Below are 14,597 nucleotides of genomic sequence, written 5' to 3'. Positions count from 1 at the left end.
GGAGCTCGGCGTGTCGGCCAGGTTCAGATCAACCGATTATCGGACAGTCCCGAGTCGGCACTGATTGGGCCGGCACGGCACTAGTTAGAATCGGGCGATGGGCAGGACCGACCGGACCGACCGGGCCAGCCGGGTGATCGCGGCGCCACCGGCGACTGTCTACCGTGCCCTCCTCGGCAGGGAGGCCCTCGAGGCGTGGTTGTCGCCGGACGGCATGCGCGGGCGGGTCGAGCGGTGGGATCCGCGGCCTGGTGACGGGTTCCGGATGGTCCTCATCTACCTCGACGACACCGAGCGTCTTCACCCGCAGGCGTGGGCTGCACCGGTGACGTCGGACCGGCACGAGACCGAGGGGCAATTCAGCTTCGATGTCCCGGTGTGCGACCCTGCCGGCGATCTGTTTGTGCGACTGGCACTCGTGGTGCGGCACTTCGTCGCCACCGGGTACTTCACACGGGGGTCGAACGCGTTCGACCCCCCGGATCGACCGGACACGTCACCCGAACCCCGGTAGTGGTGCTACGTACCGAGGACGACGATCGACACACCACCCGACTGGCACTTCCCGGCTCATCGGTCGCGATGCGACGACGCCGTCCGGGTTCAAACCTGCAGTGGAGTGGCCCATTCGGCTGAGTGGGCCGCAGCGCTGGGTAGCAGATCAGTGCTGATGGTCGGCGCCGACGGTGTGCAGCAGCGCGTGGACCGTGGCGTCGATCAATCGGTATCGCACGAGCCGGCCATGACGTGTCGCGGCCACCCATCCCTGCTCACGCAGCAGACGTAACGCCTGCGACAGCGCGGTCGGCCGCATCCCCACGGCATCTGCGAGGTCGGATACGCACAGATCCGGTTCGTGGTGCAGATGGTGCAGGATCCGCAGCCGATTCGGATCCGCCAGTAGATCGAATCGCCGGGCCCACTGATCGAGATCCTGTCCGGCTATCGGCACGGCCACTGTTCGCGTGGGCATCCTCGGGTCTCCTTGAAGTCAGCTCTGTCGGTGCATGCCGGATGCTAACGCCGGCCTTCACCACCGGCCCGAGTTCGACAATCCGGGGAGACGACTGATGTGCAACAGGGACCCGGGTGTCACGGACGCTGAGAACTATTCCAGCCATGGCAGATTCATCAGGAGGCTCGCATGACCGATTCGGCAACTCACCACGACAGCGCATCACGGAGCTCTACCAGGACCAATCAGCGCACGTCGTGGCGTCCTGCGGGATCGCGTATTACCTGACCCCGTGCTTAGACGCGTCGGGCAAAGGCTCGATGGGTTCGATCGTGTGCCGGTCCTGCTACGAGGAAGTCGACTCCCTGTTCGCCTTGGGATGGTCCGTCGCTGACGACAGCGACTGGGCCAGGTTCCGTAGCCACATGCTAGCCAACTACCCGGTCTCCGCCGAAACAGTGGACCCGATGCGCGCTGCGGCGTTGTGATCTCCAGGTGATCTATCTGAGGGTCCACACGTGCGGTCTCGTTTGCGACCGGATCACTCTCACCGGGTTCGCCTCGGCTTGGGCGGGACTGTCGTTGCAACTAGGTGGTGATGTGCAGGTGCTGTGTCACCACATCGGTCTCGTGGGCGGGGGCACGTTGCCCATCGTCGACCACCGCAGCCACTATCAAACCCGCACCCGAAACAAGACTCAGCGGCACGCGAAATCGAGGTTAACCTGTCGGTCTGCCGACCGGCGGGGTGCGCGGTCAGCAGACCGATAGGTCGATACGGAAAAGTGTTGCGTTGGTAGCTTTTCAGGCGAGTATGGACGGGAGTGCCCGCGCGAGGTTGCGCTCGTGAATCTGCGAGGCGCCCTCGTAGATGCGCAGGGCACGGACGTCGCGCCACATGCGCGGCACGGCGTGATCGCCGACGATGCCGACGCCGCCGAGCACCTGAACCGCACGATCTCCGACTTCCGATGCCATCTCGGTGCAGTACAGCTTTGCCGCGGAGATGCGGTGTCGGGGCGGGGCGCCGAGATCGAATTCGCGGGCGCAGTCGAGGATCATCGCGCGGCCGGCCTCGAGTTCCGCGTAGCTGCGTCCGAGCATGGACTGCACAGCACCGAACTCGGCCAGCGGCTGCCCGAACTGTTCCCGCTTCTCGGCGTACTGCATTGCCTCGGTGAGCATGCGGGTCGCCTGCCCGACTGCGGTGGCGGCTACGTGCGTGCGGGCCTGGTTGATTCCGCGCATCGCGTGCTTCATGCCCTTGCCCGTCACTCCGCCGATCAGCCGGTCGCTGCTCACGCGAACACCGCGCAGACTGATCTCTGCCACCGGTCCTTCGGCGTGACCGTTCATCAGTTCCGGCAAGCGGGTCTCGACACCGGGAGTGTCCCGGTCGACCAGGAACGACGAGATCTCGCCGTCTTCGGTGCGAGCGAACACCAGTAGCACATCGGCCCACGCCGCGTTGGTGATGTAGCGCTTCTCACCGTCGATGACGTACTCGTCGCCGACGCGCATTGCGGTGGTGAGCACGGCAGATGCGTCGCTGCCTGCCTGCACCTCGGTGAGCGCGAATGCCATGACGCAGTCCCCGGCAGCCATCGCGGGTAGATACTTCTCACGTTGGGCGTCGGTGCCGTACTCGAGCAGGATCTGCGATGCCAGACCGATACTGGTGGAGAAGCGTGAGCGGTATACAGCGGACGATCGGGTGAATTCGAAGGTCAGCAGCACCTGCTGCTCGATCGTCCAGCCCAAACCGCCGACACTGGTGGGCAGAGTGATCGCGAACAAGCCGACCTCGGCCATTCGCTTGACCAGATCTGCGGGAACTTCACCGGCGGCGACCATTTCGTTCTCACGCGGAATGAGTTCGTTGTCGGTGAAGTTTCGGATCACCTGGCGGTACGCCTCGAAATCGAGGGTACGAATGTGCGGATCGATCATGTCTATCCTTCTGTAGGAGTGTTCTGAGTGAAGGTAATTCGACGATCGAATGCCGATCTCAGCGCTGGGTGCGCACCACGGAGTCGACTTCCAAGTCTGCGATCTCGCGCTCGCTGTAACCGAGCTGCCCCAACAATTCGGCCGTATGCTGCCCCAGGTCCGGTGCACCGAGGCCACCCTGGTCGGACACGCTGCGCAGGCTCCATGGCGACTTGAGCGAGGTGTAGTGAACCCCGTCCGCAGCTTCGACATCGATGAAGAGCCCCGATGCCTCCACATCCGGATTCTTGCGCACCTCGCCGTAACTGCTGATCCGCCCCGCCACCACACCGTGCACGCCGAGCTGATCCATGGCGTCGTCACTGGTGATCTGGGCAAACGCCGGACGAAGCTCCGCGAGCAACGCCGCGCGGTTCGCAACCCGTGACGGATTGTCCACAAATCGCGGGTCCTCGAGCAGGTCACGACGCTCGACGAATCGGCACAGTGCAGCGAAATGTGCAGGCGAATAGGCAGATAGAACTATCTCACCGTCACGGGTTGACATGACCTCGGCGGCCGGGGCAACACTCGGCTGACCATTTCCCTTGCGCATCGGTTCGATCCCGGTCATCAGGTACTTACCCCAGTTGGGTCCCTGCAGATGCACCGCTACCTCCAGCAACGACACCTCCACCTCGTCACCCACACCGAACCGCAACCGGCGGATGTAGGCACCGAGGATTGCCTGGGCAAACACGTGTGCGGCAGCCGAATCCACTACCGGGAACCCGACGCGCTGCGGTTCGCCGTCAGCCTCACCGGTGACCCACATGATCCCGCTCTCGGCCTGCGCCGCGATATCGAAGCCGGGCCGTTCCTTCGACGGGCCGTGCAGTCCGAAACCACTGACCGTCGCGTAGACGATTTCGGGATGAGCAGCCCGCACCGCTTCCGAACCGAGGCCGAGGCCGTCCATCACACCCGGCCGCAGGTTCTGCACGACTATGTCCGCACTCGCGATCAATTCGCGGGCGATCTTCAAACCACGCGGATCCTTGAGGTCGAGCGCGATGTCCTTCTTCCCACGGTTGTATGTACGGATGATGGCCTCGCCGTACTGCCCGATGATGCGGCAGGACTCCCCGCTCACCGGTTCGACCTTGATGACCTCTGCGCCCATATCGGCGAGCACCTGCGTTGCGGCGGGACCAGCGACGAACTGACCGAAGTCGATCACCCGAACACCGTCCAACGGCTTGTTCTCAATGGGCTTGTTCACCGGGAAACCTCCACTCGGGCTTTCATTTTGGTCAGGTCACGCTCGATCGATGCCGTGAGCGCGTTAGCTACATCACAGCGAACTATCGTCGAGGCATCAACCGGCAATTCGCTGTCGGACCATACGCTTTCGCCTATATGCCCTGGTGAGGCGCTTGACTCTCTCGGAGGCCCCGGTCGGGCCGCGCCGCTGGGCGACCGTGATCGATTGCGCCGCGTCGGCTATCGGGCTGTCGAGGTGCGGCTCGAACTCCGGCCGTACCCGTGCCAGGTCTGACATAGCCGTATGTGGCGTGAGGGCAGCGTGATGGGATGATAGGCCGCATGGACATCCGACAACTTGAGTACTTTCTCGCTGTTATCGATCATGGTGGAGTCAATCGGGCGGCTGCGCAGTTACATGTCGCGCAGGCGTCGTTGTCGCAGGGCGTCCGGGCGCTGGAACGGGAGTTCAAGCTGAGCTTGTTCCACAGGACCGGCCGAAATCTTGTGCTCAATCCTGCCGGTCAGCTTTTGGTGGAGCCGGCGCGGAAAGTGCTCGCGGACCTGGTTTCCGTGCAGGACATCATGCGCGGTGCCCGCGAACTGCAGGTCGGTTCCATAACGATCGGGACCATGCCAGAAGTGTCCAGCGAGGCCGTCGCTGCGTGGAGTGTGTCGTTCACTGCGTTGTACCCGGATATCCGCATCGACTTGTCGGAGTTCGGCGATGCCAGGGAAGTGTGCGACGAAGTCTTGGCGGGACACTGCGAGCTCGGATTCACGGCATTCCCGATCCCGACCGAGAATCTCGAGTGCACCGAGTTGGGGTTGCAGCGGCTGCTACTGGTGATGCCTCCCAACACTTCTGTCGACAGGTCGGCTCCGTTCGAACTGGCAGCACTGGGCGGTGTGCCTTTGGCGGTCAGCAGTGTTGCTCTGAGCGAGAACGACATCGTTGCCTCGGTATTGAGGCGCGAGTCGGTGGTTCCGCTCATCCGTGCTCAAGTTCCGAATCGCCATGCGCAGCTGACACTGGTCCTCAACGGCGCTGCCAGTGCGCTTTTGCCGCTGCGGATGGCGACGGTAGCGCACAGGCTTGGGGCGGTTGTCGTCGAAACCGATCCGGAAATACGTACTCCGTTCGGAATCGTGCACCGGCCGGGTGCATTGAATCCGGCGGCTCAGAGTTTTGTGATCCAGTCGCACGCTGCTCTGGTCCGGTGGCGAAAGGCCATCGCAGAAAATCAGCGGTCCGGATTGTCACTATTGGAAGCGTCGATGCTCGCAGACAACCTGCCGTAAGAGCCTGCAGATTTCATCTGGTTCTTACGCCGGCCGAGCCTCTTCTGCCGCGTATTCTGCGGTCAACTGCACGAGCCTGGCCTTGGCCTTCTCAGGGTTGAGCATCAGACCGCCGACAACTCCGAATATGCAGACGATGATTCCGACGAACATGAAGCCGGTCGAGTAGCCTTGGGCTGCAGTAGGTGCATGATCGACGATCCGTCCGAGCCCGTAGGGCGCTACGATTCCGGCCACACTGTATGCGGCGATGATGCAACCGAAGAACGCGACCCGCTGACGAGCTGGCAAGAAGTCGGAGGCTCCGGCAAAGGCTACGGAGGTCGCGACGCTGTTGACCGCGAACGCGGCAATCACGAGGACCAACTGCAGCGGTCCGGGCTGAAGCTGAGTGAACATGATCATCGAGACACCGCCTGCCAGTAGGTATCCGCCGGTGACATACCCACGAGCGACGTTCGACGAGTGGCCCTTACGCAACAGACGACCCGACAGCAGAGCTGCCGAGAGCAGCACCACAACCGCCGCAAAGTACGGGAGCGTCACCAGGGTGCCCACCGAGCCGGCCGAATATCCGAGCCCCTCGTTCATGTAAGCGGGCAGCCAGGCAACCTTTAGCGAGGAAACCAGGTAGCCGGCAAAGGACAGAAGGACCAAGCCCCAGAAAGCCTGCAGCGTCAGCAGACGACGGAACGGAACCACGATGTTGCCGTTGGGGTCTTCTACCTTCGAGTCACCGTCGACCGTGGGTTCGTGCGAACGCTTGAACGGCAGCTTTTCCGTGTACCAGAACCAGGCGATCACCCACAGCGTGCCCAGAGCTGCAAGGACCGCGAAGGCAGCGTGCCACGACCACGACAGGATCACCCAGGTCAGAACAGGTGCCGCAATCAAAGGGCCCACCGAAGACCCAGCATTGACGACTGCACCGGCCGTTGCACGCTTCTCCGGCGAAAAACGATCCGCGACGATCGACTGGCACAGAGCGTGTGCCGGACCTTCGAAGAAGCCCAACGCGATACGGCACGCGAGGAGGACGCTGAACGACGTCTGAACGGTCAGCGGAAGCATGGTGACTACCCAGCTGATCATCAGCAGGCCGGCACCCCAGGTGTACGAGATCTTGCGGAGTGCGGCGGTGAGTACGACCGCTCCGATCGCGAACAGCCAGAAGAATGCGCTGCTCAGAAGTCCGTACTGGCTTGCTGTCAGACCCAAATCCTCGCGAATCTGATGACTACCCAGCCCGATCGCAGCCTTGTCGGCAAAATTTAGGGTGAAGAACAGGAACAGAAGAACGACAACACCCCACGCACCCCGGTTGACCGGGCGGTGCGACGGCCGTTGGCCTGCCTCGCTCGAATGGGTTTCGGCCATCACCATGAAGATCCTCCGGATGTCTGTGCTGCGGTACAGGTCGCTGATGGCGCGAATGTGATCCACACCATAAAAGCGTTGGCTTCATCCCAACGAAATACAGGCAATGCATCAACCGGCAATAAGCTGTCGGACCATACGGTTCTGCCTATGTCAGGGGCTCAGAGCTGTCTTTGGGGCCTGCCGTCCGGTTGCTGTAGCGGTGCATTGGTGGGCGGTTCGATTCGGATCGTTTACCGGATGCCGCCAGTGGGCCGTGGTGGGACGACGTTTGAAACGACGACTGCCAGTGGCTGTGTAGTCGCACACCTGCGGCAAGACGCGTACTCAACCGAGCCTCATCCGAACACTGACTCGGCCACGGGATGGTCACGGCGTCGAGGACAGCGCGCAGGTTCGGACATGGTGGCCACGGAGACCACCGGCGGCACTTCGCTGAGGTCGGCGACCGTACGGCGCGCTCTCGGCGGCATACGCGGTCTCTGTTCGGCGCTCCTCGAGTCGAGGATCCTCATCACCACGGGGTTGGCCGGGTGTGCGGATGGCGTGGGCGGGTGAACTATGCCGCTGCACGATTGCTGCTGCGGCCGGACGAGGACTGGGCGGTGGTCTTGATGCCGGCGAGGTCCGAGCCGATGCCTGGCTCGGTCATCGCGATGGCGGTCATCATGTCGCCGCCGATGAATTCGAGGGGCAGCCACCTGCTTCTGCTCCTCGGTGCCGTACCTCAGGATGTAAGGCAGCACCAGGCCGTGTGCTGTCAGCGGTCACGTAATTCCCAACTTATCATCGTGTCATCGGTCCGTGGTCGGGTTAGCTGCCCGTAGCTTTCCGTAGCAGACCGGGAGGGCATGGTCCCGGCGACCACCGGGCCGACCCCGGAAAGACCAAGGGCAACGGTTCCTCCGGGCACGGCAACCGCTACCTGGCCGCAGCCTTTGGTGAGGCCGCCGTGATGACCCGCAGGACCGACACCTTCCTCGGTGCCCGCTACCGCCGGCTGGCGAAACGGGGAAAGAAACTCGCCGTCGATCGCTCCATCCTGGTCGTCGCCTGGCACCTGCTCTCCGACGAACAGGCCACCTTCCACGACCTCGGTTCCGATCATTACACCCGCCACATCCGACCGGATACCTAGAAACACAATCACATTCGGCAACTCGAAGCGCTCGGCTGCACCGTCACCCTCACCCCGGCAGCCTGATCCGAACCCCCGATCCGAACCTCATTAGACCACCTCACGCGGGCATCACAACGCGTGTCCCGACCGCACGCACCTCACCCCATTTTTGGATCAGAGCCTGAGCAGTTCGGAGTTCACCCTGCGCTGGGCGATGTAGCGCGCCTCATGCACGAGCCGCTTGATGCTCTCGAGCGTTGGCGGCGTAGTCGGTAGGGACGAGGGAGGACATTCCTCGACGCTAATGGTATCGGCTGACCCCGCCGGTATCGCGGGGATGCGACCCAGCTGGAGATGGGCTAGAGCGGCAGTGGAATCGGGGCCACTGGCCGGGTCCGTTTGAGGATCGGAAGCCGGTCACCGATAAAACCTACGAGCGGTACTGCACATTGTTGGCGCGATGGGGGCGGAAGAGCGGAGAGGTACGGCCGGATCTGTTCGAGCGGTGGCTGTTCGCCAACGGGGGAGCTGGATCAGGCGAGCAATGATGCGGGCCTTGGTAGCTCCACGAACTGACGCGTCGGGAATCAGCGTAAGAGAAGCTTCCAATCACACCTGATTCCGCTTGCTGCTCGTGAAGTCCTTCAAGTCGAATCCGGTGGCGGTGACGTCCGAGGGTTATGGCCGGGAGTTTGATGCCAGGACTCGTCGGGCGGCCAGGTGTACAGCTGGACTGTTGAGCGACTCGACGCAGGTCAATCTGTCATCTCGGAAGCGGAAGATTGAGAACTTTTTGGCCGTCGGGTCGCTGTGCGTGATCGAGTAGTCGGGTTGATCCGCGATGCCGGCGATCTGCAGTTTGAGTGAGCCTTGGTGGCTCCAGAACCAGGGGGCCTCGCGATACTCGGTGGGAGTTCCGGTGAGCGTGCGGGCAAGCGTCCGGGCCTGATCGACCGCGTTTTGAACGGATTCGCGCCGACTGGCCGTTCCGGCGTACCGGCACGGGAAGGACGCGCAATCGCCGATGGCCCAGACGTGCGGATCCGAGGTGCGTAGATAGGAGTCGACATCGATACCGTTGGTGGTGGCCAGGTCCGCTGCCGTGGCCAGTTCGGAGTTCGGTTCGACGCCTATCCCGATCACAACCCGGTCGGCCGGGTAGCGTTCGCCGCTTCGGCCGAGCGCGGCGCGTACCCGGGAACCGTCGCCGTCGAGCGCGGCGACGGCTTCGTTGAAGCCCAGCCGGATCCCGGCTGCCGAATGGGCGTCGGTAAAGTACCGACGAAGTGCTCCTGAGACACCCAAAAAGTAGGACCGGCGTGTCTCGCCGGCGTGGATGACCTGTAGATGCCCTTCGAGGTGGTGGACCTGCCAGTTGGATGGTTCAAGGCGTTGAAGCCCGATCCTCGGCAACCAGCCACGGCGTTGCTGCTGCTATGCGAAGGCGACCTCAACGACGTCCGGCCGCAGGTCCTCGCAGCGGCACGTCAGTTCGCGGCTGTCGGATGAGCGAACACACCCGCGAACTGACCTCGCCCTCGCGTCCCGGTCTGCTGCATCCACGTCCACGGCGCTGCCGCGAGGCGAGGTCGTCGGTGCGGATGAGATTCCCGATCCGTGGGGGGCGTCAAACGAAGCTACTCATGCTCCGGGCTGACCGGAATCGAACCATCGCGGTCCGACGCGATTCGCCCGTGTCCGCCGGGACATGAACACAGTTCCCCGGACGCGACGGTTTTCGTCCCCGGCAATTGTCTGCCGAAGCGCAGACGCCCGACAGGTGTTTCGAGCACCTAATGATCAGTGACTTTAGGGGTTCGAAGAGGGACGATTAAACAGACCGGTCTTCTTCATCTTCAGCACATCGGCGGTGACGTCGTGGGGAATCATGGATTCTGTGACGGAACCACCGTCGAACGCTGATGGGGAATCAGTGATGCCTCCCGCAATTCCGCCGAAGATCTCCTGGCGGAAGCCGTCGACATGGGTACCGAAGCAATCGGGCCCCCAGCCGGCCTGGTGGTTCAAAGATGGCGTATTTGCGGTCATAGTGGGATTGTTGGTCTTTCTGTTCCAATCGTCTTTCGAGGCCCAGCGTGAGCTGACGAGTAGTCGCGACGAGCTAGTACGCGCTTTTCGTGACCAGGTCAGCACGCAGGAGGGCGTCATCGACCGGTCCTACCGCGAGATGCGGGGGATGAACCTATCGGGCATCGAACTTCCGGGGGTGATCCTGCGTGACTCGGACCTTAGCCACATCGTTCTGAGCTCGGCCGACCTCACCAACGCGGACCTCACACGGGCCAATCTCGATGGTGCCCAACTGCAAAAGATCACTCTCAGCAACTCAAAGTTAAATGGCGCCTCGATTATTGGTGCGAACCTGGAAGAAGCAGCACTAGATTGCCCACTGAGTGGCGACGACAGCTGGCTGCCGGGTACCCGTAGCTGTAAGACCGAGAACGATCAGAAGGACGTCGATGAGAAGGTCGTCGATCGGGAGATCGACACAAGATTGCTGCTCGCGGATCTCACGGGCTCCAATCTGCGCTTCGCGAATCTCGAAGGTGCCGACCTGTGGTCGGCCACAGTTGCGGGAGCGGATCTCCGCGGTGCCAACATGCACGAAACGAAGCTAACCAACCTGCATGCCCAAAAGGCTCGACTCAACTGCATAGAAAACCCTGAGCCAAACCCCGACCCGGCAGCCCCGAAGAAGGATCAGTGCGTGGATTTGAGGGGAGCAACCCTGTGGGATGCCGACTTGCGGGGTGCGAACTTATCCGGCGCGGACCTCACCGGCGCCCGATTGAACGGCGCAATTCTAGGTAACACAGCGTATGACCGTAACAGGCTGAGGAACGTTGTCCTGGGCGACGCGAATCTCACCGGCACGACGCTCGTCGATATCTGTTATGACGAAACCACTGTGTGGCCGTTCGGCTTCGCCCCACCGGAATCGCGAGACCGCGACTGTCCTGTTCGAAAGACGTTAGACAAGGATCTGCGAGACCTCCTCGATCACATTGATCCCACCGCCCCCGATGCAACTGTCGCTCTCTCGGATAGATGTCAAGTGGATCGGGTGAAGTGGCTTAACGACGTGGCGATCAACATCGCCAACCTGGAACCCCTTGAGTCGCCATACGTGATCGAAAGTGTGGACGGGCCGAAAGCCACAGTCCGGTTCACCTCGTCGTCGAACGATGCACCTGGCCCGGGCTCGGGTTCATGGACATACGACGATAGAGACGACACGTGGAAATACGACGGCTGCTGAGGGCTCTCATGGTGGGGACACAGGAATCTGGCTCAATGCTCCACCTACACGACGCGGCGAGCACGACTGGGCAAACGACCAACGGCCGCGCTGGCCACGTCGGTGCCGCGGTGCAAGGTGTACAACCGCGAGCGCTTGCTGGTGGAGCCCGATTGAGCGGTCACAATCTCCATACCAGGGATCATCGGCGGCTCGGGACCAGACCGCGCAGCGTGTTGGGTTTTCGCGGGGAGGCCTCGTCGTGTGAGGAGAGAGCGAGTAGCTATGAACTCACCTTCATTACCGGTGCTCGCCGGGTGGAGCACCGGTTCGTCGACGTGGGCTGCGGTGTGACGATTCACGTCGCCGATGCCGGGCTGGCCGACGGGTCGCCGGTCATGCTTGTTCACGGTTTCCCGCAGAACTGGTGGGCATGGCACGAGTTGATCGGACCGCTCGCGGCCGATGGCTACCGCGTGCTGTGCCCGGATCTGCGCGGGGCTGGGTGGAGCTCAGCGCCCGATGACCGCTACTCCAAGACCGATATGGCCGATGATCTGGCGGTCGTGCTCGACCGGCTCGGCGTCGCCTCGGTGCGGGTCGTGGCGCACGATTGGGGTGGTCCGATCGCGGGGAATCTGATGCTGCGCCATCCGAAGAAGGTGTCCGGCTTCTTCGGACTGAACACCGTCGGACCGTGGCTGACGTTCGATCTGACGGCAGTCCGACATTTGTGGCGGTTCTGGTATCAGATCCCGATTTCTCTTCCGGTGATCGGGCCGCGTCTTCTCAGCGACCCGAAGGGCCGCTTCATCAGGATGACCGGCCGTTGGGTCGGCGCCGGGTTCTACCTCGACGACGACGACTTCGGGCTCTATGTGCGTCGCATGCGTGAGCCCGGTCATGCGGTCGCCGGCTCGCGCTGGTATCGCACATTCCTGACGCGAGAATTGATCCGTGCCGGTGAATTCGCGAATACCTCCGTTGATGTTCCGATCCGGTTCCTGCACGGGGTGGGGGACCCGGTGATCACTCCGACGCTGCTGCGCGGGTATGGCGAGCGAGCGCGTGGTTTTCAGCTCGAGACGGTCGACGGTGTCGGTCACTGGATTGTCGATCAGCGACCCGAGTTGGTGCTCGAGCGACTTCGAGCGTTCCTGCAAGACACCTGAGCTGTATCGCTGATTCGCTCGTGGTGGGCATTGACCGTGCGAGACCCTGCAGAGGGGTCACCATCCGGATTACTCGCACCCACGATCCGGGGTGCCGGTGATGCACGGTGCATCACGCTGGGCGTGTTGCAGACGATCGTTGTGAGGGCTCGGGCGCCCGCGTCGTGGACTCCCGCCTGTGGGTGCACGTCCTAGTGCATAAATCGAAGATCGTGTCGCTCTGGCCGGGCTTGGCACAGGCCTGGCGGATCTGTGCGAGTGGATCTTGCCGCTGTTCGGGGGTCGTGCCGGGACATCTGCGGGGGATCGACGGTGTGGTGAGTAGTTTGCCGCGACGGCAGTGTATGTCTGATCCGGCCCGGGTGATGGGCGCGTGATCCTGCCTCCCGGGATGGCGGCTCCGCTAGGGATGGCCTGCGGTGAGGATGCGGGACTTGATTTCCGGGGTGGTGGTGCAGACGATGCTGAAGGCGGCTTCCCGGATCATCGTTTCGGCGGGTTCACCCGCGTTTGATGGATCTGCTCCCTGCGTCGCTGGCGCAGTAGGTTGCGGCGGTGACGGCGAATTGGCTTGCGCCGGCGCGGGAATCAAATATGTCACCGTCGCGATTCTCCGACTCGACCACATTCCGGCAGTGTTCCTGGCATCCGACGACACCAATTACGTGACCGGCACTAGCTTGGTCGTCGACGGCGGCTCCGAAATCGGCAGCTACCAGACCTCAGCGGCTCCGACGCTAGCAGTTTTCCGGCCTGAGCTGACCAACAGCTCCTCACGTTGTCAGACGGTCCCGGATCAGGTGTCTCGTCATCGCGGATGCGACCATGGGACCGTCTGACTTGCTTGCGCATCCACACCGCGATCGCGTCACTCGCCCCTATAGCCTGTCGTCTCTGAACTCCGTGGCACCGTCGATCAGGGCGCGTGTGCCCGCACTCAGGTCGTCCCGCCGCGTACAGAGGCACACCGCTGACCGCGGCGCATCCCTGACCGGCACGAAGACGACGCCCTCATGCCGTCGCGTGTCATCCACGAATTTGCTGGTGATCACAATCGCCGCTCCACTCGCCACAACCTCGAGCATCTCGTCCATGGTGCGCACCGACGGGCCGTAAGCTACCGGCCGACCACTCGGCCGCGGGTCGCATGCCCACCATCTGACCCATTCGGGGTCGGCGTCGTCCGACCGGACATGCGGTTCGTCGTCGAGATCGCCCAGATGGACGTGGTCGCGGCCCGCGAGCGCATGCCCAACCGGGAGCACCGCAACACGCGCCTCGTCACACAGCACGTCGAGTCGGAGTCCAGACCGGTCCGACACCGGTGGACGGAGGATCGATGCGTCGACCTCCCCCGATCGGACCGCGCTTGCCAAATCTGCCCATTGAAGCTCGACCAAGGCCACCTCGAGCCTGGGCAGGCGCTCTCGCACTAGTTCCAGAAAACGACGGGTCGGCCCGACAAGGGAAGCCGCCATGAACCCCAGTCGAACTGGTGGGATCTCCGACGTCGCCACCTCCACCGCGCGTCGTGCGGCGGCCAGGACCGCCCGGGCCTCGGGCAGGAACCGGCGCCCGGCCGCCGTCGGCTGCAGCGGATGCGCCGATCTGTCGATCAATTCGACGCCCAACTGCTTTTCAAGCCTCTTGATCTGCTGACTCAATGCAGGCGTGCTGATGAAGAGTTTCTCCGACGCGCGGCCGAAATGCCCTTCTTCGATTACCGAGACGAAGTATGCGACGAGCCTCAGATTTAGATCGTCCACCTGGCCACCGCGCCTTTTCCCGCACCTCTGACCTGCCGCGATAACCAGCAAGTTAACGAACTGAAATCAAATGTAATGGACATCACATTCATCACCGAGGAGATTCTAAACCACTCCCGAGGCCACCCGGACCACGGCAGCCACATCACAATTCCGGGCATTCTCCCCCAACGAAGATTGGATGCGATCATGCGCATTGCAGGCCCCGACTACTGGATGACCAATCCCGGCATCACCGCAAAGGGAGCACGGAAGGAATTCATCGATCCCGAGCAGATCCCGTGGACCGATTGGCTCATGCCCGGCACCCGTTTCAAGCTCCTCTACTGCAACCTCGTCACCGGATCGTTCACCCTCATCCTGCAGGTCGACGCCGGCAGCGTGGCACCTCCGCACTGGCACATCGGCAACGTCCAGGCGTACATCATCGACGGCGGCTTCTACTACGAAGAGG

The 14,597-nt window shown here is 62.7% G+C and carries 15 protein-coding genes and 1 pseudogene; 8 read left to right on the top strand and 8 right to left on the bottom strand.

The features are described 5' to 3' along the window. The first annotated feature begins 97 nt into the window (after positions 1-97). A complete protein-coding gene (locus RJ1_RS48120; RefSeq protein WP_240320055.1) occupies positions 98-514 on the top strand; it encodes an SRPBCC domain-containing protein in 417 nt (138 codons plus the stop codon). Between the two features lie 147 nt (positions 515-661). Here RJ1_RS48120 and RJ1_RS33070 read toward each other — a convergent pair whose 3' ends face one another. Further along, positions 662-973: an ArsR/SmtB family transcription factor gene (locus RJ1_RS33070; RefSeq protein WP_073366689.1), complete on the bottom strand. Its 312-nt coding sequence runs from the start codon at positions 971-973 to the stop codon at positions 662-664. A 146-nt stretch (positions 974-1,119) separates the two neighbouring features. On the opposite strand from RJ1_RS33070, the gene RJ1_RS33065 reads away from it, so the two are divergent. Beyond that, positions 1,120-1,443 carry a hypothetical protein gene (locus tag RJ1_RS33065; protein WP_143049016.1) on the top strand — a complete coding sequence of 108 codons (324 nt, stop codon included), beginning with the start codon at positions 1,120-1,122 and terminating at the stop codon, positions 1,441-1,443. A 316-nt stretch (positions 1,444-1,759) separates the two neighbouring features. Here RJ1_RS33065 and RJ1_RS33060 read toward each other — a convergent pair whose 3' ends face one another. After that, positions 1,760-2,905: an acyl-CoA dehydrogenase family protein gene (locus tag RJ1_RS33060; RefSeq protein ID WP_073366687.1), complete on the bottom strand. Its 1,146-nt coding sequence runs from the start codon at positions 2,903-2,905 to the stop codon at positions 1,760-1,762. A 58-nt stretch (positions 2,906-2,963) separates the two neighbouring features. Then, positions 2,964-4,166, bottom strand: coding sequence for a CaiB/BaiF CoA transferase family protein (locus RJ1_RS33055; protein WP_240320056.1), 1,203 nt, complete (start codon positions 4,164-4,166; stop codon positions 2,964-2,966). 323 nt (positions 4,167-4,489) lie between these two features. On the opposite strand from RJ1_RS33055, the gene RJ1_RS33050 reads away from it, so the two are divergent. Beyond that, positions 4,490-5,449: a LysR family transcriptional regulator gene (locus RJ1_RS33050; RefSeq protein ID WP_073366686.1), complete on the top strand. Its 960-nt coding sequence runs from the start codon at positions 4,490-4,492 to the stop codon at positions 5,447-5,449. Positions 5,450-5,473: 24 nt separating this feature from the next. Here the strand turns inward: RJ1_RS33050 and RJ1_RS33045 are convergent, their stop codons facing one another. After that, entirely contained in the window at positions 5,474-6,892 is a 1,419-nt protein-coding gene (locus RJ1_RS33045; protein ID WP_240320057.1) for an MFS transporter, read from the bottom strand. Between the two features lie 526 nt (positions 6,893-7,418). Then, a pseudogene (locus RJ1_RS46280) lies at positions 7,419-7,578 on the bottom strand (acyl-CoA dehydrogenase family protein); the annotation flags it as partial. A 203-nt stretch (positions 7,579-7,781) separates the two neighbouring features. Between RJ1_RS46280 and RJ1_RS46275 the strand changes: the two are divergent. Further along, on the top strand, positions 7,782-7,964 hold the full coding sequence (locus tag RJ1_RS46275) for a hypothetical protein (RefSeq protein ID WP_073366685.1): 183 nt from the start codon (positions 7,782-7,784) through the stop codon (positions 7,962-7,964). A 660-nt stretch (positions 7,965-8,624) separates the two neighbouring features. Here the strand turns inward: RJ1_RS46275 and RJ1_RS33035 are convergent. Next, on the bottom strand, positions 8,625-9,359 hold the full coding sequence (locus RJ1_RS33035) for an FAD-dependent oxidoreductase (RefSeq protein WP_083400784.1): 735 nt from the start codon (positions 9,357-9,359) through the stop codon (positions 8,625-8,627). Between the two features lie 396 nt (positions 9,360-9,755). Beyond that, positions 9,756-9,995, bottom strand: coding sequence for a hypothetical protein (locus RJ1_RS46930; protein WP_073366683.1), 240 nt, complete (start codon positions 9,993-9,995; stop codon positions 9,756-9,758). 10 nt (positions 9,996-10,005) lie between these two features. On the opposite strand from RJ1_RS46930, the gene RJ1_RS33025 reads away from it, so the two are divergent. The 3 genes from RJ1_RS33025 to RJ1_RS48115 all read left to right on the top strand — a co-directional run bounded on the left by RJ1_RS33025 (position 10,006) and on the right by RJ1_RS48115 (position 13,216). Beyond that, positions 10,006-11,226 (top strand): pentapeptide repeat-containing protein, encoded by a 1,221-nt coding sequence (locus RJ1_RS33025; protein ID WP_162850404.1) that lies wholly within the window; start codon positions 10,006-10,008, stop codon positions 11,224-11,226. Positions 11,227-11,522: 296 nt separating this feature from the next. After that, a complete protein-coding gene (locus RJ1_RS33020; protein ID WP_083400786.1) occupies positions 11,523-12,377 on the top strand; it encodes an alpha/beta fold hydrolase in 855 nt (284 codons plus the stop codon). Between the two features lie 434 nt (positions 12,378-12,811). Further along, positions 12,812-13,216, top strand: a complete 405-nt coding sequence (locus RJ1_RS48115; protein ID WP_240320058.1) for a hypothetical protein — start codon at positions 12,812-12,814, stop codon at positions 13,214-13,216. Between the two features lie 39 nt (positions 13,217-13,255). Here RJ1_RS48115 and RJ1_RS33010 read toward each other — a convergent pair whose 3' ends face one another. After that, a complete protein-coding gene (locus RJ1_RS33010) occupies positions 13,256-14,143 on the bottom strand; it encodes a LysR family transcriptional regulator (protein ID WP_073366681.1) in 888 nt (295 codons plus the stop codon). Positions 14,144-14,332: 189 nt separating this feature from the next. Here RJ1_RS33010 and RJ1_RS33005 point away from each other — a divergent pair. Continuing rightward, positions 14,333-14,597: cupin domain-containing protein (locus RJ1_RS33005; RefSeq protein ID WP_439958219.1), on the top strand; the 265-nt coding region annotated here is incomplete at its 3' end.

Origin of the sequence: Rhodococcus jostii NBRC 16295 (genome assembly GCF_001894825.1) — a bacterium.
Lineage (GTDB): Bacteria > Actinomycetota > Actinomycetes > Mycobacteriales > Mycobacteriaceae > Rhodococcus_F > Rhodococcus_F jostii.
The sequence above is the reverse complement of the archived record's forward strand: the minus strand, read 5'-3'. Positions and strand labels throughout refer to the sequence as shown.

Excerpts from the sequence above, each read along its gene's own strand:
- RJ1_RS48120 (WP_240320055.1), top strand. The coding sequence starts at position 98 with ATGGGCAGGACCGACCGGACCGACCGGGCCAGCCGGGTGATCGCGGCG.
- RJ1_RS33070 (WP_073366689.1), bottom strand. The coding sequence starts at position 973 with ATGCCCACGCGAACAGTGGCCGTGCCGATAGCCGGACAGGATCTCGAT.
- RJ1_RS33065 (WP_143049016.1), top strand. The coding sequence starts at position 1,120 with ATGGCAGATTCATCAGGAGGCTCGCATGACCGATTCGGCAACTCACCA.
- RJ1_RS33060 (WP_073366687.1), bottom strand. The coding sequence starts at position 2,905 with ATGATCGATCCGCACATTCGTACCCTCGATTTCGAGGCGTACCGCCAG.
- RJ1_RS33050 (WP_073366686.1), top strand. The coding sequence starts at position 4,490 with ATGGACATCCGACAACTTGAGTACTTTCTCGCTGTTATCGATCATGGT.
- RJ1_RS46275 (WP_073366685.1), top strand. The coding sequence starts at position 7,782 with ATGACCCGCAGGACCGACACCTTCCTCGGTGCCCGCTACCGCCGGCTG.
- RJ1_RS46930 (WP_073366683.1), bottom strand. The coding sequence starts at position 9,995 with ATGACCGCAAATACGCCATCTTTGAACCACCAGGCCGGCTGGGGGCCC.